Origin of the sequence: Heyndrickxia ginsengihumi (assembly GCF_011008565.1) — a bacterium.
Taxonomy (GTDB): Bacteria; Bacillota; Bacilli; order Bacillales; family Bacillaceae_C; genus Weizmannia; species Weizmannia ginsengihumi.
In genome coordinates this window covers 1-22,640 of record NZ_JAAIWK010000043.1, presented here as the reverse complement: position 1 = coordinate 22,640, position 22,640 = coordinate 1, and the positions used below count along the sequence as shown (strand labels likewise).

The 22,640-nt window shown below is 38.6% G+C and carries 21 protein-coding genes; 1 reads left to right on the top strand and 20 read right to left on the bottom strand.

Annotation, left to right across the window (positions count from 1 at the left end; translation table 11 throughout):
• Positions 1 to 271 precede the first annotated feature (271 nt).
• The 20 genes from G4D61_RS17335 to alsS all read right to left on the bottom strand — a co-directional run bounded on the left by G4D61_RS17335 (position 272) and on the right by alsS (position 21,288).
• The gene (locus tag G4D61_RS17335; protein ID WP_025727931.1) at positions 272 to 1,147 is read right to left on the bottom strand and encodes a nucleotidyltransferase-like protein; all 876 of its coding nucleotides are present in this window, start codon (positions 1,145 to 1,147) and stop codon (positions 272 to 274) included.
• Between the two features lie 204 nt (positions 1,148 to 1,351).
• On the bottom strand, positions 1,352 to 2,506 hold the full coding sequence (locus G4D61_RS17330) for an MFS transporter (RefSeq protein WP_025727933.1): 1,155 nt from the start codon (positions 2,504 to 2,506) through the stop codon (positions 1,352 to 1,354).
• Between the two features lie 124 nt (positions 2,507 to 2,630).
• Positions 2,631 to 3,365, bottom strand: coding sequence for a YwiC-like family protein (locus tag G4D61_RS17325; protein WP_163174573.1), 735 nt, complete (start codon positions 3,363 to 3,365; stop codon positions 2,631 to 2,633).
• 288 nt (positions 3,366 to 3,653) lie between these two features.
• Positions 3,654 to 4,355 carry a respiratory nitrate reductase subunit gamma gene (gene narI / locus G4D61_RS17320; RefSeq protein ID WP_025727937.1) on the bottom strand — a complete coding sequence of 234 codons (702 nt, stop codon included), beginning with the start codon at positions 4,353 to 4,355 and terminating at the stop codon, positions 3,654 to 3,656.
• 2 nt (positions 4,356 to 4,357) lie between these two features.
• Positions 4,358 to 4,906: a nitrate reductase molybdenum cofactor assembly chaperone gene (narJ, locus tag G4D61_RS17315; protein ID WP_163174571.1), complete on the bottom strand. Its 549-nt coding sequence runs from the start codon at positions 4,904 to 4,906 to the stop codon at positions 4,358 to 4,360.
• Positions 4,907 to 4,922: 16 nt separating this feature from the next.
• On the bottom strand, positions 4,923 to 6,395 hold the full coding sequence (gene narH / locus G4D61_RS17310; RefSeq protein WP_163174569.1) for a nitrate reductase subunit beta: 1,473 nt from the start codon (positions 6,393 to 6,395) through the stop codon (positions 4,923 to 4,925).
• A complete protein-coding gene (locus G4D61_RS17305; protein ID WP_163174575.1) occupies positions 6,385 to 10,125 on the bottom strand; it encodes a nitrate reductase subunit alpha in 3,741 nt (1,246 codons plus the stop codon). Before G4D61_RS17305 ends, narH begins: the two co-directional genes overlap by 11 nt.
• Before the next feature lie 166 nt (positions 10,126 to 10,291).
• A complete protein-coding gene (locus G4D61_RS17300) occupies positions 10,292 to 10,804 on the bottom strand; it encodes a hemerythrin domain-containing protein (RefSeq protein WP_025727945.1) in 513 nt (170 codons plus the stop codon).
• 180 nt (positions 10,805 to 10,984) lie between these two features.
• Positions 10,985 to 11,674: a Crp/Fnr family transcriptional regulator gene (locus tag G4D61_RS17295; protein WP_163174567.1), complete on the bottom strand. Its 690-nt coding sequence runs from the start codon at positions 11,672 to 11,674 to the stop codon at positions 10,985 to 10,987.
• 17 nt (positions 11,675 to 11,691) lie between these two features.
• A complete protein-coding gene (locus G4D61_RS17290; protein ID WP_163174565.1) occupies positions 11,692 to 12,696 on the bottom strand; it encodes a ThiF family adenylyltransferase in 1,005 nt (334 codons plus the stop codon).
• Between the two features lie 3 nt (positions 12,697 to 12,699).
• The gene (moaC, locus tag G4D61_RS17285) at positions 12,700 to 13,191 is read right to left on the bottom strand and encodes a cyclic pyranopterin monophosphate synthase MoaC (RefSeq protein WP_025727951.1); all 492 of its coding nucleotides are present in this window, start codon (positions 13,189 to 13,191) and stop codon (positions 12,700 to 12,702) included.
• A gap of 3 nt (positions 13,192 to 13,194) precedes the next feature.
• Positions 13,195 to 13,428: a molybdopterin converting factor subunit 1 gene (moaD, locus tag G4D61_RS17280; RefSeq protein ID WP_025727953.1), complete on the bottom strand. Its 234-nt coding sequence runs from the start codon at positions 13,426 to 13,428 to the stop codon at positions 13,195 to 13,197.
• Entirely contained in the window at positions 13,425 to 13,883 is a 459-nt protein-coding gene (locus tag G4D61_RS17275) for a molybdenum cofactor biosynthesis protein MoaE (protein ID WP_025727954.1), read from the bottom strand. The genes moaD and G4D61_RS17275 overlap by 4 nt, the downstream gene beginning before the upstream one ends.
• The gene (mobB, locus tag G4D61_RS17270) at positions 13,876 to 14,376 is read right to left on the bottom strand and encodes a molybdopterin-guanine dinucleotide biosynthesis protein B (RefSeq protein ID WP_025727956.1); all 501 of its coding nucleotides are present in this window, start codon (positions 14,374 to 14,376) and stop codon (positions 13,876 to 13,878) included. Before mobB ends, G4D61_RS17275 begins: the two co-directional genes overlap by 8 nt.
• Entirely contained in the window at positions 14,342 to 15,625 is a 1,284-nt protein-coding gene (locus tag G4D61_RS17265; protein ID WP_025727958.1) for a molybdopterin molybdotransferase MoeA, read from the bottom strand. The genes mobB and G4D61_RS17265 overlap by 35 nt, the downstream gene beginning before the upstream one ends.
• Before the next feature lie 243 nt (positions 15,626 to 15,868).
• Entirely contained in the window at positions 15,869 to 16,453 is a 585-nt protein-coding gene (gene mobA, locus G4D61_RS17260) for a molybdenum cofactor guanylyltransferase (RefSeq protein ID WP_025727960.1), read from the bottom strand.
• A complete protein-coding gene (locus tag G4D61_RS17255; protein ID WP_025727962.1) occupies positions 16,450 to 16,950 on the bottom strand; it encodes a MogA/MoaB family molybdenum cofactor biosynthesis protein in 501 nt (166 codons plus the stop codon). Before G4D61_RS17255 ends, mobA begins: the two co-directional genes overlap by 4 nt.
• A gap of 6 nt (positions 16,951 to 16,956) precedes the next feature.
• Positions 16,957 to 17,958: a GTP 3',8-cyclase MoaA gene (moaA, locus tag G4D61_RS17250; protein ID WP_035354752.1), complete on the bottom strand. Its 1,002-nt coding sequence runs from the start codon at positions 17,956 to 17,958 to the stop codon at positions 16,957 to 16,959.
• Positions 17,959 to 18,750: 792 nt separating this feature from the next.
• The gene (gene budA / locus G4D61_RS17245) at positions 18,751 to 19,509 is read right to left on the bottom strand and encodes an acetolactate decarboxylase (RefSeq protein WP_025727966.1); all 759 of its coding nucleotides are present in this window, start codon (positions 19,507 to 19,509) and stop codon (positions 18,751 to 18,753) included.
• Positions 19,510 to 19,602: 93 nt separating this feature from the next.
• Entirely contained in the window at positions 19,603 to 21,288 is a 1,686-nt protein-coding gene (gene alsS, locus G4D61_RS17240) for an acetolactate synthase AlsS (RefSeq protein WP_025727968.1), read from the bottom strand.
• Between the two features lie 260 nt (positions 21,289 to 21,548).
• On the opposite strand from alsS, the gene alsR reads away from it, so the two are divergent.
• The gene (gene alsR, locus G4D61_RS17235) at positions 21,549 to 22,448 is read left to right on the top strand and encodes an acetoin biosynthesis transcriptional regulator AlsR (RefSeq protein WP_163174563.1); all 900 of its coding nucleotides are present in this window, start codon (positions 21,549 to 21,551) and stop codon (positions 22,446 to 22,448) included.
• Positions 22,449 to 22,640 lie beyond the last annotated feature (192 nt).

Sequence of the window (22,640 nt, the reverse complement as noted above, 5' to 3'; positions counted from 1 at the left end):
TTCGTCCTGAGCCAGGATCAAACTCTCCAAAAAGATGTTTGATATAAGCTCATAAAAAAATTGACGTTTCGTTTTGTTCAGTTTTCAAAGATCAATCATCCAATTTTCAAATCAGCTATTCTTTGTCAGCGACTTTTTTTATTATATCAGGATAATGTTTTCTTGTCAACACTTTTTTAAATTTCTTTTTTTCGCTAATCTGTATTGTTATCAGCGACGTATAATAATATACCAAGATATTTATTATACGTCAATACCAAAATCAAATTTTTTATTGTGTTTTTTTATGAACGCGATAATGGCGATGGAAAATATCCGGCCCCTTCGTAGGAACAATGACTTCTTCTATATATTTCTTTTCAATAAGATATTCAACAAGACCCATTAAATCAATACTATAAGATTGTAATGCCGAATCAGATATTAGATCGTTGATTGTCCATTCATCTTTCATACTCATAGTTTCCAGCAAATGCTGCGTGCCGATACACGTTTTAGAATGAATGAAAAATTCACTTGCAAGAAATAGAAGCTCCAGCCTTTTTTCGAGTGTTTCATGACTATTAATCAGTTCTTCATATAATTTAAAAATTGCAGGCTCCATTTGCTTTACTTGATTCCAAACAGTCGTTTCAGGATGGAAGCCATGCTCTATAATGGATAGACGGGCTAAATGATGTAATGCATGGACAACGTGGCTGTACGCATCTACATATTGCTGACTGTCGAAAAAGTACTTTCCGCGCATATATCTTTGAATTAATTTTGCGAACTCCGCATTCATTTTTACTTTCCGTTCTTCCATCGGAAAATCTCTTAGTTCATTTTTAAGATTCGTTATATATTCATTGCGGTCAAATAAAATGACCCCTTGCGTAATCCATTCCATAATCTTTATATTTGAACCGAGATGCAGCCATTCCTTTAATTGATTTTCTCTGACGACATAAAGAACAGCTTTTTTATTTTCATATTTATAATGTTTAATATGAATAGGACTCTCTAATTCTTTCACAATCATTAATAAAACAGCATCAAATGAATTTGTGAGGACATCTTCGTTTTGCTTTTTTTCAATATATAAAACAGCTAAAGTATTAGATTGACTCGCTCGTTCTTGATAAATCGGTCTGAGAATATCTTTCATTCATAATTCCTCCACGTCTTTAACATACAATCTATTTCGATAAAATTCTACAAAATCCTGCTGAATTTACGACAAATTTCAGTATATTCCATTCTTATCTTTAATTCAAATAAGATTTTTTTAAAAGAGTAGTTAAAATAAAATGGAAAAACCCCCTTTATGCTATATGAAAATTCCATAAAGGAGGTTTGAAATAAAAGTTTATCATGCATTTTTTCGAAATACAACTTGGTTAAGGATAAGACAGATAGCTGCTAATCCACTAAGAAGAACGAAGCCAATCATGTAAGAGCCTGTTGCTTCTTTAAAAATCCCCATTAATATCGGTGGGAAAAATCCGCCTAAGCCTCCCCATGCTCCGACAATGCCTGTAACAGCTCCTGTTTCATTAGGAAAGATTTGCGGAACTAATTTAAACACTGCTCCATTTCCTAGCCCAGACATGATCGAAACAAATATACAAGCAATCGTCATCATTACGATGTTGCTCATTCCGAATGCAATGACAAGGGCGCCGGCAACCATACCGATAAAAACAAACGTCAATATTTTTCTTGCCCCGATTTTATCGGAGAGGCTTCCCCCGATTGGTCTTAGAATCGTGGCAACAACTGTAAAGCCAGCTGCTCTTAATCCTGCATCAACGGGGCTTAAATGAAATAGATCGACTAGCAATGTTGGCAAATACATCCCAAAGGCTACGAATGAACCGAATGTAACAAAATAGAGTAAAGATAATGTCCACGTATGTTTATATTTTAATACTGATAAAGAACTGAGCATTGATTTCTTTTCTTTTTGTTTTACGACATCTGTAGTCGGTGTACCAAACCAAACAAGTATGAGCATGACAACGACTGGTATAATGAGGCCCCAAAATGCCCATTTAACACCGAAGCTCGCTGCGATTGTTGGAACCGAGAAACTTGCGATCGCAGTTCCGATATTTCCGACTGCATTAATCCCTAACGCTGTACCCTGCTTATCAGCAGATGTTAATTTTGACACGAAGGTGACAGAAATGGCAAAAGAAGTTCCGGCCATTCCAATAAAAAAGGCCCAAATTAATAGTGACTCATATGAATGAGCGAACCCTGCGCCTAACAATGGGAAAATAATAAACAGTAATAGCAGTGAAAATAATTTTTTTCCGCCGTAACGATCAGTGAATATACCGAGCGGAATCCGCATGACCGATCCAAGCAATACAGGTATTGCTACTAATATACTTTTCTGCACTGAAGATAAGTCGTACATTTGCTGAAACGTACTCGCTAACGGCGAAAATACGCCCCAGACTGCAAAGGAAAATGTCATTGCTAATGTCGTAATTGGTAAAACTGCATGTTGCTTATTCATGATCATTCCTCCAGAAATGTCTAATAACAAACCTAGGCTTTGTTATTTACATAGTAAGAGAACGATCAATATTTTTTTGTATCATTTATCACAATTTCATGCAGTTTCACATATTTGTAATAAGTTAGATGACGCTATACAGAGCGAGTATAACGATGAAGAAATAGACTGCATTGATGATCTCTAATATACCAATTGTTTTAATCGACAAAGACTGACCATATAAAAAGAATGCCCGAATTACGCTAGGTATATAGGCAAGTGTCAAGATAGCATATCCTGAAAGCATAAGGAAGATGATGAGAACAACATGGTATCCCCATGAATACCATTTGAACCGAACATTCTTTTTCTCTCTTATCATCGTTTTTACATAAAATGTACTTCCAATAAAAAAGAGCAGACAAGAAATATAAAGCTTAAAGGCTGTAACCGTCAATTCCCCTTTGCCTAAATAAAAGCTCACAAGTCCACCGATACATAACACTGTAATCGCTGCAACATCGTTAATAAAGGCGCGTTCCTTTTTCTTTTTGGCAAAATATACATTGATAAAAAAGAACGGAATCATAGCAAGCCCAAAATAAATCAATTCAATATGGAAAAAAAGCGGAATAAAAAATAGCACGATTGCACCTGAAAAATAGCGATAAAACCATGATAGATATACCTTGTTTTTCTTCATTTTCAACGCCATTAACAACGGGTATGTCGATAAGTATAAGAGCAGCCAGCCAATTAAACACGGAATTTGAAGCCAAGAGAATCCTCCTCTGCTGGCGCCTAACAAAAAAGGAATAAACAGCATCGCCCATGCTCCATGCTGCTTCGGCAATAATATTTTTTTTGATGCGGCCATCATGATCCTCCTTTCCGCTGCCATCGTATTTGATAAGAATGAGGCTGGGACAAAAGGATAGTAACGAAAGAAAACCAGAATATTGCGCCCACCCGCTCCGCAAATATCCTTCGCTTTCAACGGGCCGCTGGAGCCTCCTCGTGCAATGCAGCAATGCGGTGTCTCACCGGTACTTATCCTCCCGCAGGAATCTACGTATATTTCCGGAGCTGATCTGTGCAATATTCGTCTTTAGTTAACAACCTTTGTGCTTTTGTCCCAGCCTCTTATATCTATTATGTGATGACTTTAAAAGCTTTGATGTTTCTTTTCTTCATTAGGCATTCTTTTGCGATAAACGACATAGCTTCTGCTAAAATATCGCAACGGAAAACTGAATACGTGAACGAGACGTGTAAACGGCCAGACAGCAAAAATGCCAAACGCTGCGATAATATGGATTTTAAACCAAATTGGCACGTCGCTCATGTAAGCTGGATCAGCCCTAAAGAGGAAAATACTGCGAAACCATGGTCCGATCGTTGCCCGATAGTCAAAGCCTTTCGGATCAATATTCAAAAATGTAGAGGACAAACCGCTCAACATAATAATCGCTAAAAAGACGAGAACGAGCATATCTGATTTCGTACTTGTTTTTAAAATCCGTTTTACACTAATGCGCCGATAGAGCAATATAAAAAGACCGATGATCGAAACGATTCCCGCTGGAACACCGAAACCAATAGCGATCTTATGATAAAATTCCTCTGTTATTCCGAATGTATCATAGACGGTTTTTGGGATGAGAATGCCCATGACGTGGCCGCCGACAACAAACAGAAATCCCCAGTGAAACATTAAACTCCCGATCCGCAATCTTTTTTTCTCTAAAAACTCACTCGATTTGCTCGTCCAGCCAAACTGATCATGTTGATAACGAAAAATATGTCCGCCAATAAAAATCGTTAAGACAATGTATGGGAGATAACCCCAAAGAAATTGATTCACCATTGTTATCCGATCCCTTCAACGACGTTATCATTTTTGAGTTCATGAATGACTTGCAAAAGGATAGTGAACACAATCGCGTATTCACTTTCCATCGTTTGCAGCTGCTGATGTATTTCAGCAATATTGTCTGTGTATCTATGCAAAAGTTGGACCGTGTACTGTTCCTCAGCTTGAGCAGCAATTTCGAGCATAAGCGGCAAGTAATCCGGCAGCTCCTTATCTGTAACGGCAAATCCAGCCGATTGATAAATTTGTTTTAAATCTAATAGTTCCATGCCTCTTTCGCGTTGTTCACCTGTAACCATATAGGTCAAATACATATTCGTTTTTTTGCCAAAATCAAATGTGTATACATATGATTCAATGAATCTATCTTTATCTTGAGTTTGCACTTTTTCAATAAACTGTTTTAAATCTTGAACAATTTGTTCGTCTTGCAAATCATCCAAAATGTTCAAACATTCGTTTAATCCTTCCTGCCATCCTCGATCAGGATAAGAGAGTAAGTAAGATACGATTTCGAGTACATTTTGCACTTCTTGATACTTCATGTTTCACAGCCCCTTATTAAGAAATGACACCGCATGCTCCTGGTCCGCCAGCGAATGATAAGCCGCACGCACCTTGTTCTGAATATAAATCTGCCACTTGTTCACGATGAGACGGCGGAATAACAAAACGATCTTGATATTTGGCAATGGCCAAGAGGCGATACATATCTTGAATATCTGTTGTCGTTAATCCTAATGCTTCTACCATATCAGCATCCGGAGTTTGGTTCGTTTGCTCTGCTCTCATATAAATTCGCATTGCAGCCATTTTTTTCAGTACCGTACGAATGATTTGTTGATCACCAGCTGTTAATAAATTAGCTAAATATTCAATCGGAATGCGCATTTGATCGATTGCCGGGAAAATATCAGATTCGATTGCATTGCTTCCTTTTCCTTCGATCATATTTGTAATTGGACTTAATGGCGGAATATACCAAACCATTGGCAATGTCCGATATTCTGGATGTAATGGGAGCGCAATTTTCCAGTCGATAATCATTTTATAAATAGGCGATTGTTGTGCCGCTTTGATCCATTGTTCTGGAATTCCGTCTTCTTTTGCCTGTTTTATCACTTCTGGATCGTTCGGGTCTAAGAAAACAGATAGTTGTGATTCATATAAATCCTTTTCATCTGTAACACTTGCAGCTTCTTCCACTTTGTCAGCATCATATAGCATTACGCCTAAGTAGCGGATACGTCCAACACATGTTTCCGAACAAATTGTTGGCAATCCTGCCTCAATTCTTGGGAAGCAAAGCGTACATTTTTCTGCTTTACTCGTTTTCCAGTTAAAATACACCTTTTTATAAGGACAGCTTGATACGCAGAAGCGCCATGCACGGCATGCATTTTGGTCAACAAGGACAATTCCGTCTTCGTCGCGTTTATACATTGCCCCTGAAGGACATGCCGATACACAAGATGGATTCATGCAATGCTCACAAATACGTGGCAAATACATCATAAACACATCTTCAAATTCCGCTTTTACATCGTTTTCCATCTTTTCGATGTTCGGATCTTTTAATGCTGTTTCCGGTGCACCTGCTAAATCATCTTCCCAGTTTGGTCCCCATTTTAATTCCATGAAGTCACCAGTGATCGCTGATTTAGGGCGCGCAACAGGCTGATGTTTTTTCTCAGGACTATTTGTTAATGTTTCATAATCATAATTCCAAGGCTCATAATAGTCATCAATCGTTGGTAAATCCGGATTGTAGAAAATGTTTTTTAGCCTGTTTGCTTTTGATCCCGATTTTAAGCGCAGTTCACCATTTTTTAGCTCCCAGCCTCCGCGGTATTTTTCTTGATCTTCCCATCGTTTCGGATAGCCGATCCCAGGTTTTGTTTCGACATTGTTAAAATACATATATTCTGCGCCTGCACGGTTCGTCCAAGTATTTTTACATGTCACACTGCAAGTATGGCAGCCGATACATTTATCTAAATTCATTACCATTCCGACTTGTGCTTTAATCTTCAAGCCAATCAACCTCCTTCAACTTCCGGATAATGACATTCAAATCACGTTGATTTCCCGTCGGTCCGTAATAGTTAAATCCATAACTTAATTGCGCGTAACCGCCGATCATATGCGTCGGTTTCACATGAATTCTAGTAGGACTGTTATGTGTACCACCGCGATTATTTGTTAGCTTCGTTCCAGGTACGTTAATATGCCTATCTTGTGCATGGTGCATAAATGCCATCCCGCGTGGAATCCGGTGGGAGATGACAGCCCGGGCTACAACGACACCGTTGCGATTAAAGCATTCAATCCAATCATTATCTTTCAAGTCTGCTTCTGCAGCGTCATCTTTGTTCAGCCAAATCGTTGGTCCGCCTCGGAAAAGGGTCAACATCGGCTGAGAATCAAAATACATACTATGAATAGACCATTTGTTATGCGGTGTTAAATAATTTAAAGTAATTTCTTTTCCTTCGATTCCTGGACGTTTACTGTTAAACGGCTTATGCTGAAGAATTGGCTTGAATGTTGCCATTGCTTCACCAAATTCCTGCATTAATTCATGATCGAGATAATACGATTGTCGGCCTGTTAATGTCCGCCATGGAATAAGACGTTCCACATTCGTCGTGAATGGTGAATATCGGCGTCCGCCTTTTTCAGAACCGCTAAACGCCGGAGACGTAATAACAGTTCGTGGCTGAGCTGTAATTTGTTCAAATGTAAAACACTCTTCCTCGCGTTCACTCGCTAAATCTTTTAAACTGAGGCTCGTTGTTTTCTCAAGTGATTCCCAAGCTTTGACCGCAACATGACCATTCGTCGTAGAGGAAAGCGTTAAAATTGCTTCCGCCGCTTTCTTTGCTGTGCTAATATCTGGACAGCCTTCTGCAATCGTTGTGCCTCTTACCGTTCCTAATGTCTTTTTCAGTTTTTCATATTCCTCTTCCACTGACCATGAAATACCTTTTGTTCCGTACGGCTTTTTGATCACATTTGGCCCTAATGCCGTCATTTTTTCATAAATCTTTGTAAAATCACGTTCTACTACATGAATTTGCGGCATCGTTTTTCCTGGAATTGGCTCTCCTTCGCCTTTGCTCCAATCTTTAACCCGTCCAAGCGGCTGTGACATTTCCCCAGCTGTATCGTGCTGAATTGGCGTTGCGACAACTTCTTTAATTGGGTCCATATTTAAATCTGTTGCTAGTTTAGATACTGCCTCAGCTAAAGAAGTAAAGATATCCCAGTCAGAGCGGGCTTCCCATGGCTCAGCAATTGCTGGATTGAACGGATGGACAAATGGATGCATATCTGTGCTGCTTAAATCATGTTTTTCATACCATGTTGCAGCTGGCAATACGATATCAGAATATAAAGCAGTTCCTGCCATCCGGAAATCTAAGTTAATAAGTAAATCTAATTTTCCTTCTGGTGCATCTTCACGCCATTCAATTTCCTCTGGACGTAAGCTTTCATCATCTTCATTCATTAAACCGTTTGTCGTACCGAGCAAATATTTCAAGAAATATTCATGCCCTTTTCCTGAGCTCGAGATGAGATTGGCACGCCAAACAATCATATTTCTTGGGAAGTTGTTCTCATTGTCAGGATCTTCTATTGAAAAACGCAATTTCTTTTCTTTCAATTGCTGTGCGACATATTGGCCGATTTCTTCTTGCGTCTTAGCCCCTTGCTGGACGGCTTCTTTGTATAAATCGATGCCGTTTTTTTCGAAAGTTGGATAAGATGGCAGCCAGCCTAATCTTGCTGCCAGAACATTATAGTCAGCAAAATGTTGGTATCTTGCCTTATCAACAGTTGGAGAAGCAAGGTCGCCAACAGGTGTATCCTCATAACGCCATTGATCTGTAGCAAAATAGAAGAATGATGTACCGTTTTGCAATTTTGGCGGCATTTGCCAGTCACGCGCAGACATGATTGCTTGCCAGCCTTCGACAGGACGCAATTTTTCCTGGCCGACATAATGTGCCCATCCTCCGCCATTTACACCTTGTGCACCTACAAACAAGACAAGATTTAAAACAGCGCGATAAATCGTATCAGAGTTAAACCAGTGATTAATACCTGCGCCAACGATAATCATTGACCGTCCATTCGTATCGATTGCATTTTGCGCAAACTCACGGGCAATTTTGATTGCTAACTCACGTTTAACCCCTGTCACTTTTTCTTGCCATCCCGGTGTGAAAGGAATGTCTTCGTCGTAATCTTTTGCAACATCTCCGCCAATTCCGCGATCTACCCCGTAGTTGGCAAGGACGAGATCATACACGGTTGTCACATACAGTTCTTCTTCTTCCGTTTGCACTTTTTTAACGGGAACCGCACGCTCAAGCACTTTATTTCCTTCCTCTGAAAAATACGGAATTTGGATATTTGTAATCTGGTCTTCCATTCCTAAAAGAGATAATCTTGGGTCAATCGCTTCTTCTGTTTCTTCATCATTCATGTTTAAATTCCATTTTCCTTTGCCATCCCATCTTGATCCCATCGTACCGTTCGGGTTGGCGAAATCATTAGTAAGCTCATTCCAAAGCACCGGTTTCCATTCGCCATTTTCGCTTTTTCTGCCAATATCGCTTGCATTTAAAAAACGATCGGCAACATAGTGACCATTCTCTTGCTTTTTCAAAGTGACGAGGAATGGAAAATCTGTATATTGTTTTGCATAGTTATGGAAATGAGGTACTTGCTGATCAACATAGTATTCTTTTAAAATGACATGTCCCATTGCCATCGCAAGAGCACCGTCTGTCCCTTGTTTCACGCTCATCCAGTCATCCGCAAATTTTGTTGATTCAGCATAATCGGGACTGACCGAAATAACCTTCGTTCCTTTATAACGCACTTCCGCTAAGAAGTGGGCATCAGGTGTTCGCGTTAACGGCACATTTGATCCCCATGTGATGATATAACCAGCATTGTACCAATCACTGCTTTCAGGTACGTCTGTTTGATCACCCCAAATTTGTGGAGATGCAGGAGGTAAGTCAGCATACCAATCGTAAAAGCTTAACATTGGTGCCCCCATCAAATGCATGAACCGTGAACCACCTGCGTAACTTACCATCGACATCGCTGGAATTGGTGAAAAACCAATATTGCAATCCGGTCCATATTTTAAAGTTGTATAAAGCAGTGAAGTAGAAATAAGCTTCAACACTTCATCCCAATCCGCTCTTACAAATCCACCTTTACCGCGAGCTTGTTTATAGCGTTTCGCCTTTTCAGGATTTTCAACGATACTTTTCCAGGCATCAAGCGGATTATCATGCTCTGCCAATGCTTCACGCCACATCGTTAATAAAATGCCGCGGACATATGGATATTTCACACGTAGCGGACTGTATATATACCATGAAAAGCTGGCGCCACGAGGACAGCCCCGCGGTTCAAAGTCAGGCATATCCGGTCCTGTTGATGGATAATCGGTTTGCTGCCCTTCCCACGTCACAATGCCATCTTTTACAAAGATGTTCCAGCTGCAAGATCCTGTGCAATTCACCCCATGTGTTGAACGAATTACTTTATCGTGCTGCCATCTTCTGCGGTATGCATTTTCCCACTCTCTGTCCCCATAGGTGACTTGACTATGTCCATCTGCATGTTTTTCAATTGGTTTACTATATTTAAAGCGTTTGAAAAGTGGTGACCTTTTCTTCACATCGCTCACTCCTAATTCAGTTCCTTTGATATGTTCAATATAAAGGGAAACGAACATGAGAAATGTGCAGTACGTCACATATCTTATGGTATTCACATATTTGTCAAGATTACATGTTTTGAAATACTTACTTATCAGTCTGTTCTTCCGACATTCCATTCTAACTTTTTAGCATTTAGTCTCACTCTGCCAGACGAAAAAACCCTTCGAAAAGTCGAAGGGTTTATACTAATCGTTTTTCTAATTCCTCTTTTTCACTTGCTGATAATAATTGCTCTGCCATTGGGAAAAGGACATTCTCCTCTTTAAAGAAATGCTCTGTTAGCAATTGATAAGTATCTATAACGTAAGAAGCAAGTTTTTCTGCTTCTGCTGAATGAATAACAGCTGTTTCTGCTAAAAAGGTTGCGATCTTTTCTTTAGCAAGATCATGCTCATATTCCATCACGGCAATTGGCCCATGATCCTTGCCAATATACTCCTCTAACTTTGTAAATAAAACATCCTCTTCTCGGCTCGAATGATGCTCCAGCTCTTCTGAGAAAATAATCACGTCTCCGCGCAAATAATGGAGGGCCTCAGCAACATCCTCAACTTCACCATTAGCAATATGCTGTGCTAATTCAAATAAAGATAATTTCCTTTGATTTAATTGTTGATGTTCATGTAATAACTGCTGTAATCCTGGACAAAATGATCCGTGCTCGTTCTTAAACGTATGTGAAAAACATTCCATCATAACTCCCTCATTTCTTGTCAGCGTTCTTTATATACCTATTGTAAAAAAGCCGGCGGGAAGAAGAAGTGATTTACATCACGATGTCAAACAACGATCATAATCTTTATTTTTTCATAATAAAAGTGGGAAAGAAGCCATTAAGAATATTCCTAACCGTTTCTTTCCCACTAATAAATGCTAATCTATGACACAGTATGATGCTGGACAACCTTCACAATTAATTTTTAATTTTAAGTAGTCTAAACTATGAATAATAATTTTTCTACCTTTAAAAGAAATGATTCCTTTACTTTTTAAATAATTTAATTCCCGTGTAACACTTTCACGAGATGTCGAGCTAAAATTTGCCAATTCTTGATGGGTGATCGGCGCATCTAACAAGATCCCGCCATTTACTTTCACACCGTAGCTGTTTGAAATCCGAATTAATGTAGAGTATAATGCACCTTTTTTTCCATACAGTACAAGATCACGGAATTTCGTATGCTGTTTACGAAAATGATCTGTCATCATTTTCAAAAACTCAAGTGCAAATTCGGCATTTACAAGCAGTTCTTGTTCAATTGCCTTATTTTTAATTACTAGAACCTCACTGTCTTCCAATGCACGTCCGTTAAAGAGATATTTCCCATTATTCGAAAAGACCATTAATTCTCCAATTACTGCATTTTCCCCACAGAGGCGCAAGCATAGCTCTTTTCCATCGCCCGTAAATTTACTAATCTCAAATTTACGGGAAAGAACGATAAAAAAGTTTTCTCCAGCTTGCCCTTCTCGAAAAATAAATGTTCCTTTTGGTACTTTTTGTGCAGCATGCGCCATTGATTTCAGCTGTTTGAGATTCTTGTCACTTAATAAACTGGTCATTGTTCATTCCCCCATTGTTAGGCGAAATACTTTTGGTACAAGGAGCGTGCTTTCAACATGTCCTTCGTGCCATGGATCAGCATTCTTCCATCTTTAAATAAAACCGTCCGATATCCTTCTAACTCTGTAATAATTAAATAATCGTTATATTGCACATGATGGCCGCTTGCTTTCATTTGCTGAACCATTTTTGCTAAATGAAACGGCTCCGAATGGCGAATTTGAACAGTATCCCTGCCGCATAATACATCCGCTGACGATTTTTCTTGCAATGCCGGATATGTTCTATGTTCTCCGCAAGTTGGACATTGCGCATTTTTTAGTTTTCCTGCCTTTAAAAAATGATGGTCATTTTTCCAAAGATCAAAGACAACGACTGAATTGCGAATCTCTTTTGCACCTACAAGTATTTTTAACACTTCTGCTGTCTGATAAGAAGCAACCATTTGTACTGTTGGCGAAATAATTCCTACCGTATCACATGTCATTTGATAAGATGGCAAATGATTAATAAGACAGCGAAAACAAGGTGTTTCATTCGGTATAATTGGAAATGACACCCCGAAGCTGCTTACACATGATCCATATATCCACGGAATATTATATTTTACTGCGAGATCATTGATGTAAAACCTTGTTTCAAAATTATCGGTGCCATCAATCATCACATCTACACCTTGCTCTAAAATCGAAACGAGCTGAGGGTCAAATGCATCGATTACATGCGCCTCAATCATAACATCTTGATTAATCGCTTGTAAACGGCGCTTTGCTGCAATCGCTTTTGGTAATTTTTCCTTGACATCTTGCTCAGAATATAAGAGCTGTCTTTGTAAATTTGTCACATCTACATAGTCGCGATCCACTATTGTCAGTTTCCCGATTCCTGCTCTTGTCAGTAGTTCCGCACTAACAGAACCGAGTGCTCCAACCCCAACAATTAGCACATGCTTTTGAGAGATTTGCGCTTGTCCTTCTTCCCCAATTGGAGAAAAAAGAACTTGTCTAGAATACCGCTCCATTTCTTACACTCCTTGGCGTGTAAAATCTCCGCTTTTCCCGCCTGTTTTTTGTACTAAATATGTTTGTCCGATGACAATTCCTTTATCAACCGCTTTACACATATCGTAAACAGTTAAGGCACAAACAGATGCGGCAGTCAATGCTTCCATTTCCACACCAGTACTTCCTTTCGTTTTCACAAAAGTATCAATTTTTAATTCGTATTGTTCATTTTCCATTTCATTCCAATTAAATTGAATATCCACGCCTGTCAGTTGCAGCGGATGGCACATCGGGATAATATCTGATGTTTTCTTTGCTCCCATAATCCCCGCAACTTGTGCGACTGCAAGGACATCACCTTTTTTCATTTTTAAATTAGTAATGTTTTCATACAATTCTTTTGATAAAAACAGGCTTGTCTTCGCATGTGCCGTTCTTAATGTTTCACCTTTTTCGGTAATATCGACCATCTTTGCGCGGCCTTGTTCATTCATATGTGTTAATTTATCCATTTTTCACCCTCCACTTACTGGGGGAATAAGTGCCACAACATCCCCTGCCCGGATAACTTCCTGATCGGTAACAAATTCTTCATTTACGGCAATCATTAAAGATGCAGCTTGTGAAAGTAAATACGTTTTTTCTAATTCTTCTTTTAAATCTTTAACTGTCATTTTTTCTCGTTCAATCGTTAGCTCTGAACGATTCAATTGTTCTTTTAAATGAGCGAATAATAAAACCCGAATCATGATTCACACTCCTTAGGAGAACCCGTTCCTTCATAAGAAACCGTTTCTTGTTGATTACCGATCCATTTTTCGCCGTCTTCCCAATGTTCCTTTTTCCAAATTGGCACCATTTCCTTAATTCTCTCAATAGCATAACGGTTCGCCTTATAAGCATCATCGCGATGTGGAGTAGACACTGCAATTACGACCGCGACATCAGTAATTTCAAGACGGCCAACACGGTGAACAATGGCTACTTTTGTTTCCGGATACCGTGCAGTAATTTCACTGCCGATCTGTTCGAGCTTCTTTCTTGCCATTTGTTCATATGCTTCATATTCCAAATATAATGTTTTCTTACCTTTCGTTAATTCCCTAACCGTACCGATAAATGTTACAATCGCGCCTGCGTTCCGATTGACAACCTCATTAATTACAGCCGAAACGTCTATTGGCTCTTTTACAATCTCAAACATTTGACTCCCCCATCATATAATCTAACAACCATTTTCGATAGCTTTCTTCTTTTTGAATGAGAAAACATCGAGGATGTTCAATTCGATTAAAACTAAATGCCGCAACAACATTTGAAAGTTCTAGTAACTGTAAATCTTCTTCGTCATTACGAAGGCAAACAAGCTTTGGATATGAGGCTTTTTTAAAACCTTCAATGAGCAAAATATCAAGTGGCAACGTTCGATAAAAATCAACCAGTTCATCAATCTGCCAGCCATTGTTGTTGTGAATCGCTAATGATAAAGTGCCTTCGCCTTCAACACCGGCCATCATTGATCCAGCTTCAAAATGGCGTGTAGAGTCTTTTTGCGCTGGAAGCATTGGTGCCCCTCCATGGCCATGGTGTTTAAGTGTTCCGACACGAAATCCTTGGTCGCTAAGCATGTTGACGAGCTTTTCCATTAAGGTTGTTTTGCCGCTATCTTGGTAGCCTACTATCTGTAATATGTTCATCCCAAATTGGTGCTCCTTCATCTTCAATTAACAGAATATCTACTTTTAGCCCCTTTTCAAAGCCACGAGATCCGCCGGGCAAGACGATGAAACAATTTGCGTCAATTAAAGAAGATACAATGTTCGACTTGTCCTTTCCAACAGGTTCGACGTGTAATTCGTTTCCATCAAAAGTAGTTTTCGCACGTACAAAACGGGTAAATGGATTTGCTTTTAAAAAGTCTTTCTCTAAAATCGCTTGTGCCTTCTTCAAATAAATATTTTCTTGTCCAAGCATTGCCTTTAAGTATGGACGAACAAACAATTCGAAACCAACATAGCATGCGGAAGGATTTCCCGAAAGCCCAAAAATTACTTTTTCATTTAAAAGTGCACCTGACGTTACGCTCCCAGGGCGCATCGCAATTTTATTAAATAAAAGTGTCGCTCCAAGCTTTTCGTATACTTTTGGAATATAATCAAAATCCCCTACGGAAACACCGCCTGTAGTGATGACAATATCCGCTTGTTCGATTGCTTGTTTTACAGCAAGAAATGTTTCTTCAAAATCATCCTTTACTAACCGGTAATAAATCGGTTCACCGCCCGCCCGCAATATTTGCGCCTTTAACATATAGGCATTGCTATTGCGGATTTTTCCTTTTTCAAGCGGGTCATCGACTTCTAATAGTTCGCTTCCTGTTGCAATAATGGCAACTGTTGGCTTTTTCATTACGGCAACTGTCTTATATCCGAACGTAGCTAATGTTGCCATCACTCCCGGATTAATACTCGTACCTTTTTTAACGAGCACTTCATCCTTTTGCATATCTTCGCCAATTTCTACGATATTTTCCCCGTCTTTTACTTTTCTTTTTATTTGCACGTATGTTTTTCCGTCTTTTATCACTTCTTTTGTTAACTCGACCATAATAACGGCAGTTGCCCCTTCAGGAATTGCGGCTCCTGTCATAATTTTCACTGCCTGATGTGGCTGCAGTTCAGCATCCCATGTAAACCCTGCTCCAATCGTTCCAAGTACTTCTAGAAAGATTGGATATTCCGAATTTGCCTGTTGAGTCGAAGCTGCAACGATTGCATATCCATCATAAGGGGAACGTTTAAACCAAGGAACATCAGTTGTTGCTAGCAAATCTTCTGCCAGTACTCTATTATAACTATTTTCAATGGATACAAACTCTTTCTCGCCTGTAAGCGGCCATTTCATCACACTTTGAATCGCTTCTTCAACCTTAATTGGTTTTCGCATTGGGCTCCATTCCTTTCCTAAAAACCGTAACAATGTATGGTAAGTTTACTATACTATAGTCGTTGTCCAATTTGTGTGATGTACGTCACACAAATCGAAGCAGCAATAATCTGTATGTATAATATTTAATTGCAAATTCTGATAGGGCAACATTCAAAAATATCGTGAAAATATTTTTGGATGTTAAAAAGCAACCGGAAAAAGCATTCGGTTTCTATTCACTTCGAATGCTTTTTGTTAACACTATTGATGATCCATTCTTAATAAATTTTCATATTCCTCTTTTGTGTTTATGTTTGCAAACAACTTTTCTTCAGAAAAATGAACTTCCTTTACAATACATTCAGATAGCAGCTGCTTCATACGCAACTCATTTTTTTCTAGCTTCTCTTTGATCTTCTCTTTTAACCGCCGGTGATAGATTCCGATTAATGGCTGCATGCATCCATTTACTTTTGATACAATCGCCTCGAACTGCCCATCACAATAAGCTTGCAATTGCTTCATAATCGTTTTATTGATCCATGGGGTATCACATGGCAAAACAACATACCATTCTGCCTCTGCTCGTGTCATTCCTGAATAAATGCCAGCAAGCGGTCCCTTTCCCTTATACGCTTCTGCATCGGTAATCAATTGCACGTTTGCCAATTGAGGAACCTTTGAAAGCAGATCATCACGCGTAACAATGATTGTTTGTTCTACATGATTTACTGCCTCTAAGCTATATGAAATAAAAAGCTTATCGTTCCACTTGGCAATAGCTTTCTCGTCGCCAAATCGTCTTGACATTCCCCCTGCCAAGACAATCGCTGCGTATTCGGTCATTGTCTGTGAAGCTCCCAAACAATATGTTTTAGTTCTGGTAAAATTAATTTTTCCATTGCTAGTCGGACTGCATTACTTGATCCTGGCATGCAGAATATGATTGTTCGTTCAATCGTGCCTGCAATTGCTTTGCTTAACATTGAAGCACTGCCAATTTCATCATAACTTAAGTAACGAAATAGTTCTCCAAACCCAACCATTTCCTTCTCTAGCATTGTTTTTACCGTTTCTGCCGTAACATCCCGCTTCGTAAACCCAGTTCCTCCATTAATTAAAATCGCATTTACTGCTTCATCTGCTGATTCAATAGCCACTTGGATCTCTTTCTGATCATCTTTTACAATATCATAATTGATTACAGCAATTTCTTCTCTTTTTAATAATTCCATGATTAATTTTCCACTTTTGTCATCTTCTTTTGTACGCGTATCTGAGACTGTAATGACTTTACAAAATACTGGAATTGTTGCCTTTTGTTTATGCTCGCTCGTACTCATTACCATTTATCCTCCAATATAGGACATTTCAATCCGTTTTCCTTTTAATGTCGTATTTTTTCCCCGAACTTCAGAATAGCGATCTTTACGGACTTGCCATACACTTTCAATTTGTGAAATCAAATCTTGGTCGCTTGCACCATTGCGGATATTCGTTAACAAATCGACGCCATCACTGGCAAATAAGCAAGTATAGATTTTTCCTTCAGCAGAAAGCCGGCATCTTGTACAATCCGCACAAAATGGATGTGACACAGAAGAGATAAAACCTACTTCAGTATCTGTTCCAATATAACGATAGCGTTTTGCTACCTCGCCTAAATAGTTTCTTTCTAGTGGTTCCAACGGCATTTCCTGGGAAATCATGTCGAATATATTTTTACTCGTTAACACTTCATCTAATTTCCATCCATTGATTGAACCAACGTCCATAAATTCAATAAATCGAAGTGTGATTCCCTTTTCTTTAAAATATCTTGCCATCGGTAACACTTCTGTATCATTCATTCCCTTTTTCACGACCATATTAACCTTTACAGCTATTCCTTGGCGAACAGCTTCATCAATTCCTTCTAGTATGCTCTTAGATTTTACGCCGACGCCATTTATCGCAGAGAACACATCGTCATTTATAGCGTCCAAACTGACGTTTACACGGTGAATACCCGCTTGTTTTAGACGGCTTGCATATCTTTTAAGTAAAAAGCCATTTGTTGTTACAGAAATATCTTGAAGGCCTTCTATTTTGTTCAACATTGATATTAAGACATCGATATCTTTTCTTAATAAAGGCTCGCCGCCAGTTAAGCGAATTTTTCTTACACCTAAAGAGACAAAAATATTTGCCAAGCGCACAATTTCTTCAAACGTCATTAATTGTGACTTTTTCATAAAACAATATGTTTTGCCATCTGTCTCCGGCATACAATACACACAACGAAAATTACACCGATCTGTCACAGAAATTCGCAAATCCAATAACGGACGATTCAAAGCATCCACTAACATCTTACATTCCTCGTTTCCTCTAAGAGTCTAAGTCTAATACATACGCAATCATATATACCGCAAACAACGTGATGCACGTCACATTGTTTAAGATTGTTAATTAAATAAAATATGTTTTTCGATTACTTTTTATGTGAACAGATTGGCATCCTGCAGCAATTTAGCATGGCTTTGTTAAATAGCACTGTTAATGTCTAGCAATCAGACTTTGTCCGCTCACGAACAGTAAATCCATAAAGCGGAATCACCCCCCTCCTATTTCCCTTCTTTTTTGCTTCAATCACTTATCGATTGAAGCGCAAGGGGAGGATTAGCGAGATTGATGAGACCCTGCAGGCGTCCAACGTCGAGGAGGCTCAGCATCCGCCCGCGGAAAGCGAACCCCTGGAGCGGAAATCATCTAATACTCTTTACTATAAAAGCAACAGAGTCATTCATAGAGTTAATAACATTAACAATTATATTTAACAGAGCCATTTAAATAATCGGCTTCTTTCTCTATAAAAAATGTTTCCCTTTTATGATAAAACACTTTTCCGGAATCCCCAAATATTTGAAACAGGAATGGCAAATAAAATTATAGCGACCATATTGTCCACAAAGAATACCGGCTATAACCAGCTCACATTTTTTTCTATAAATTATAAACAGAAATCGATCATAAAAATGTGATGCACATTACACTCTCATTAACTAGCATAAAACCATTTTGCTTTAAAAGATACGACCAAAAAATAGCAGATTATAACTAGAAAAACAGAGGCGCCGCCGCCTCTGTTTGAAATCAAATACTTACTCTGCCATTCCTTCAGTTTTCTCCAATTCATCTGCTAAATCTGAGCGTGATAAATTAGCATTTAGAAATGCATCTGTTTCTGGAAGATGTAAGTTCATATGTGTTTTTGTACTAATTTGGATTTTACCTTGTTCGATGACATAATCAAACACATGTCCGCCACCTGTTCTCTCATCATCAATGAAATGAAAGTGGAATCCTGGAACAGCAATTCCTTGCGCATAGGCAGGAGTCCAAAAGCCCGCCAATGTTCCTGAAATATCATTGAACGTAAAAATTGGTTGCACCTTTACCGCTTCTGTCATTGGAATAGCTTCCTCTTGATAGGAAACCGTTCTTGTTTTCATTTCTTTAAATACACCATCAACACGAATTGCATAAAACAAATTTTCACTACGAACTAAGTCTTTAATTAATTGTTCAAATTCCTCACGCGTCATTGGTCTTTCAATATTATAAGTTAAATCCGTTTTAAAATGAGTTAAAGAACAAAATGGTGATTTATCTTCATCTTTTACGATATTAGCAGTACCATCTGACTTTAATTGATAGAATTCATTATCAAAAGCAATCAATTCGCCATCTAGATGTTCAAATGTACCAATTCCAAAGTCGCCTTGTTTTTTTAATTCAGAAAAGGTTTTGTCACTGACATAGACACCATCTAACAGAGAAGTCATCGTAGATAATTGATATACTTCATCAAAAGAGCGGGCTGATGCTTTTAAATCTTGAGGTTGGATAACCATACTCATTTATAATTCCTTCTTTCAATGGTTTCATTTTTTCATATAGCAACGCTTGAGGTTCATCATTTATGAACTTGCTAGATTCAATCTTTATCGTTTTTATACTAATTGGTCAGGAAGTAATTTTTTAGCTAGTTCGATATTGTCCTTGTAATCGATCGGAACATCAACTACAACTGGTCCTTCTGTACTTAATGCTTCCTTAAGAACTGCGGATAATTCTTCCGGAGAATTTACACGCAATCCTTTCGCACCATAGCTTTCCGCATGTTTTACAATATCAATCGAACCAAAATGTGCACCAGAAGTACGATTGTATTTTAATTGTTGTTGGAAAGCGACCATATCATAAGTACCGTCATTCCATACGATATGAACAAGCGGTGAATTCAAACGGACAGCTGTTTCTAATTCCATTGCTGAGAATAAGAAGCCGCCATCTCCTGAAATAGAAACTACTTTTTCATTAGGATTTACAAGCCCTGCAGCAATTCCCCACGGAAGAGCGACACCAAGTGTTTGCATTCCGTTACTAAATAGAAGACGATTTGGTTCATATGAACGGAAATGTCTAGCCATCCAAATATAATGGGAACCAACATCACATGTAACAGTTACATTATCATCAATTAATGAACGTAACTCACGAATAAATTGAAGTGGATGAACAAGATTTGGATGTGTCGGTTCAGATGGCTCATCGCGCATATTTAGTTTGTTGCGTAAAATGTCTAAAAGTTCCATTCCCTTTTCACTCATATTTAAACGAGAAAGGTTTTCTCTAAGACTATCTACACTTGCTACAATATCACCAACAAGTTCAATTTCCGGTTGATAATCATGGTCAATATCTGCTTGAATTTCATCAATATGAATGATTTTTCTTTCACCTACGCCGTTCCAATATTTAGGATCGTATTCAACAGAATCATAACCAATCGTTACAACGACATCAGCATGCTCTAATAGGATATCCCCAGGCTGATTACGGAATAATCCGATACGTCCAAAGAAATGGGATTCCAATTCTCTTGAAATTAATCCAGCAGCTTGGAATGTTTCGACAACTGGTAAAGCCATTTTTTTCAATAATGCTCTTACAGCGGCAACAACTTGTGGACGGCTCGCTCTCATACCAACTAAAATAACTGGTAGTTTAGCATGTTGAATAGCTTCAACTGCTTCTTTTACTGCATCTTCTGATGGTCTGCCCAATTTTGGACTTGGAAGCGGTCCTAATGCTTTAACAGTAGCCGGACTTGAAAGTACATCTTGTGGAAAACTAACAAATGCTGCACCAGCTTGTGCTGAAGACGCAGAACGGAAAGCATTTGTCATTACTTCAGGAACTGAATTTGGATCAACAACTTCTGCACTATATTTCGTAATTGGTTGGAAAAGTGCCACATTATCCATTGATTGGTGGGTTTTCTTTAGGCTGTCTGCTCTTTGAACCGCACCTGCAAGTGCAACAACTGGATCTCCTTCAGTATTTGCTGTCACTAAACCAGTAGCTAAGTTTGAAGCTCCAGGTCCAGAAGTCGCAATACATACGCCTGGTTTACCAGTTAATCGGCCCATTGCTGCTGCCATAAATGCTGCATTTTGTTCATGACGCGTTACAATTAATTCTGGGCCGCGTTCTTGAAGAACATCGAACACCGCATCAATTTTTGCACCAGGAATACCAAATACATAAGGTACCTCTTGTTTAATTAAGCAATCAACGATAAGATCTGCTGCTGTTGTTGTTTTTGTTGTTTGAGATTTTTTTTCTTGTGACATAACTTTATTCACGCTCCTATGAAAATAACGTTTTCAATATGTGCATCATTTCACATTGATAGTACTACTGTATCTTTTACCAGTCTTTAGTGGATCGATCCTGAATAAGACATTCAATCTATATTCATTAGACTGAGTGTTTTTGTTTATCTATACTTATACTTTACCTCATCTATTAAAATGTTTAAAATATATTATTGATACATTACTAATATGCAAAAGATATTATTCTAATATAATTTAAGGAGAAGCGAGTTATAATGGAACTTCGACATCTTCACTATTTTTTAACCGTTGCAGAAGAACTTCATTTTGGCAGGGCGGCTGAACGATTACAAATGACACAGCCTCCTCTCAGTCAGCAAATTCGGCAATTAGAGGTAGAAGTAGGCGTTGACTTATTCAAAAGAAGTAAAAGACATGTGGAACTAACTATTCCTGGAAAGGTGTTTTTAAAAGAGGTTAAACAAATTATAGAACATCTTGACATTGCTGTTGAAAATGCCCAGCGTGCTGAAAGAGGCGAGTTCGGAAATGTCATTGTCGGCTTTGTCGGATCGGCGACATACGATATTCTCCCAGACATTGTCCGTGAGTTTCGTCTCAAATATCCTAAAATTGCCGTATCTTTACATGAACTATCGACACCCGATCAAATTAGGGCATTAAATCGCAAGGAAATTGATGTCGGACTGCTGCATCCTCCTATTAATGATCCGCTGATCGAAACAAAGACGATCCAGCAAGGAGCCGCTGCATTAGCATTTCCGAAAAATCATCCTTTAGCTAAAAAAGAGGTTATTGAGATTGAGGACTTAATTGATATTCCATTTGTTGTTGTTTCGCGTGATATTTGGCCAGGCTTATATGACGAGTTTGTTTCAGCATTTCACGATGCCAGCTTTACGCCAAATATTGTCCAAGAGGCTACAGAATATCAGATGGTCATCGGCTTAGTGCAAGCAGGTATCGGCATTGGGGTATTACCGAAAACAGCTGAAAAGTTGTTTAATCTTGATATTGTTTATAGAGAAATCGAACACCACCCATTGAATACAGTACTTGCTCTCGCTCATCGTAAAGATGATTATAGTCCTGCATTAGCAAATTTTTTACAATTAGCTAGTGAAGTAGCGGAAGAAACAAAACATAATCAATAAATAGGGAAACAATAAGCTTATTTTCACTGACTGTTTTAATTAAAGTGGGAGTGATTTTCGCTCCAGGATGCTTGCTTTCCGTGGGCAAATGCTGTGCCTCCTCGGCGCTGCACGGAGGCCACTGAAAATCTTACGTTTTTATATAAATTGATTTAGCAAAGGCAGAAAAAAGGCAGTTTGTTGTTCTAGTTC

Coding starts and splice junctions, on each gene's coding strand:
- G4D61_RS17335 (WP_025727931.1), bottom strand. CDS start 1,147: ATGAAAGATATTCTCAGACCGATTTATCAAGAACGAGCGAGTCAATCT.
- G4D61_RS17330 (WP_025727933.1), bottom strand. CDS start 2,506: ATGAATAAGCAACATGCAGTTTTACCAATTACGACATTAGCAATGACA.
- G4D61_RS17325 (WP_163174573.1), bottom strand. CDS start 3,365: ATGGCCGCATCAAAAAAAATATTATTGCCGAAGCAGCATGGAGCATGG.
- narI (WP_025727937.1), bottom strand. CDS start 4,355: ATGGTGAATCAATTTCTTTGGGGTTATCTCCCATACATTGTCTTAACG.
- narJ (WP_163174571.1), bottom strand. CDS start 4,906: ATGAAGTATCAAGAAGTGCAAAATGTACTCGAAATCGTATCTTACTTA.
- G4D61_RS17305 (WP_163174575.1), bottom strand. CDS start 10,125: ATGTTCGTTTCCCTTTATATTGAACATATCAAAGGAACTGAATTAGGA.
- G4D61_RS17300 (WP_025727945.1), bottom strand. CDS start 10,804: ATGGAATGTTTTTCACATACGTTTAAGAACGAGCACGGATCATTTTGT.
- G4D61_RS17295 (WP_163174567.1), bottom strand. CDS start 11,674: ATGACCAGTTTATTAAGTGACAAGAATCTCAAACAGCTGAAATCAATG.
- G4D61_RS17290 (WP_163174565.1), bottom strand. CDS start 12,696: ATGGAGCGGTATTCTAGACAAGTTCTTTTTTCTCCAATTGGGGAAGAA.
- moaC (WP_025727951.1), bottom strand. CDS start 13,191: ATGGATAAATTAACACATATGAATGAACAAGGCCGCGCAAAGATGGTC.
- moaD (WP_025727953.1), bottom strand. CDS start 13,428: ATGATTCGGGTTTTATTATTCGCTCATTTAAAAGAACAATTGAATCGT.
- G4D61_RS17275 (WP_025727954.1), bottom strand. CDS start 13,883: ATGTTTGAGATTGTAAAAGAGCCAATAGACGTTTCGGCTGTAATTAAT.
- mobB (WP_025727956.1), bottom strand. CDS start 14,376: ATGAACATATTACAGATAGTAGGCTACCAAGATAGCGGCAAAACAACC.
- G4D61_RS17265 (WP_025727958.1), bottom strand. CDS start 15,625: ATGCGAAAACCAATTAAGGTTGAAGAAGCGATTCAAAGTGTGATGAAA.
- mobA (WP_025727960.1), bottom strand. CDS start 16,453: ATGACCGAATACGCAGCGATTGTCTTGGCAGGGGGAATGTCAAGACGA.
- G4D61_RS17255 (WP_025727962.1), bottom strand. CDS start 16,950: ATGAGTACGAGCGAGCATAAACAAAAGGCAACAATTCCAGTATTTTGT.
- moaA (WP_035354752.1), bottom strand. CDS start 17,958: ATGTTAGTGGATGCTTTGAATCGTCCGTTATTGGATTTGCGAATTTCT.
- budA (WP_025727966.1), bottom strand. CDS start 19,509: ATGAGTATGGTTATCCAACCTCAAGATTTAAAAGCATCAGCCCGCTCT.
- alsS (WP_025727968.1), bottom strand. CDS start 21,288: ATGTCACAAGAAAAAAAATCTCAAACAACAAAAACAACAACAGCAGCA.
- alsR (WP_163174563.1), top strand. CDS start 21,549: ATGGAACTTCGACATCTTCACTATTTTTTAACCGTTGCAGAAGAACTT.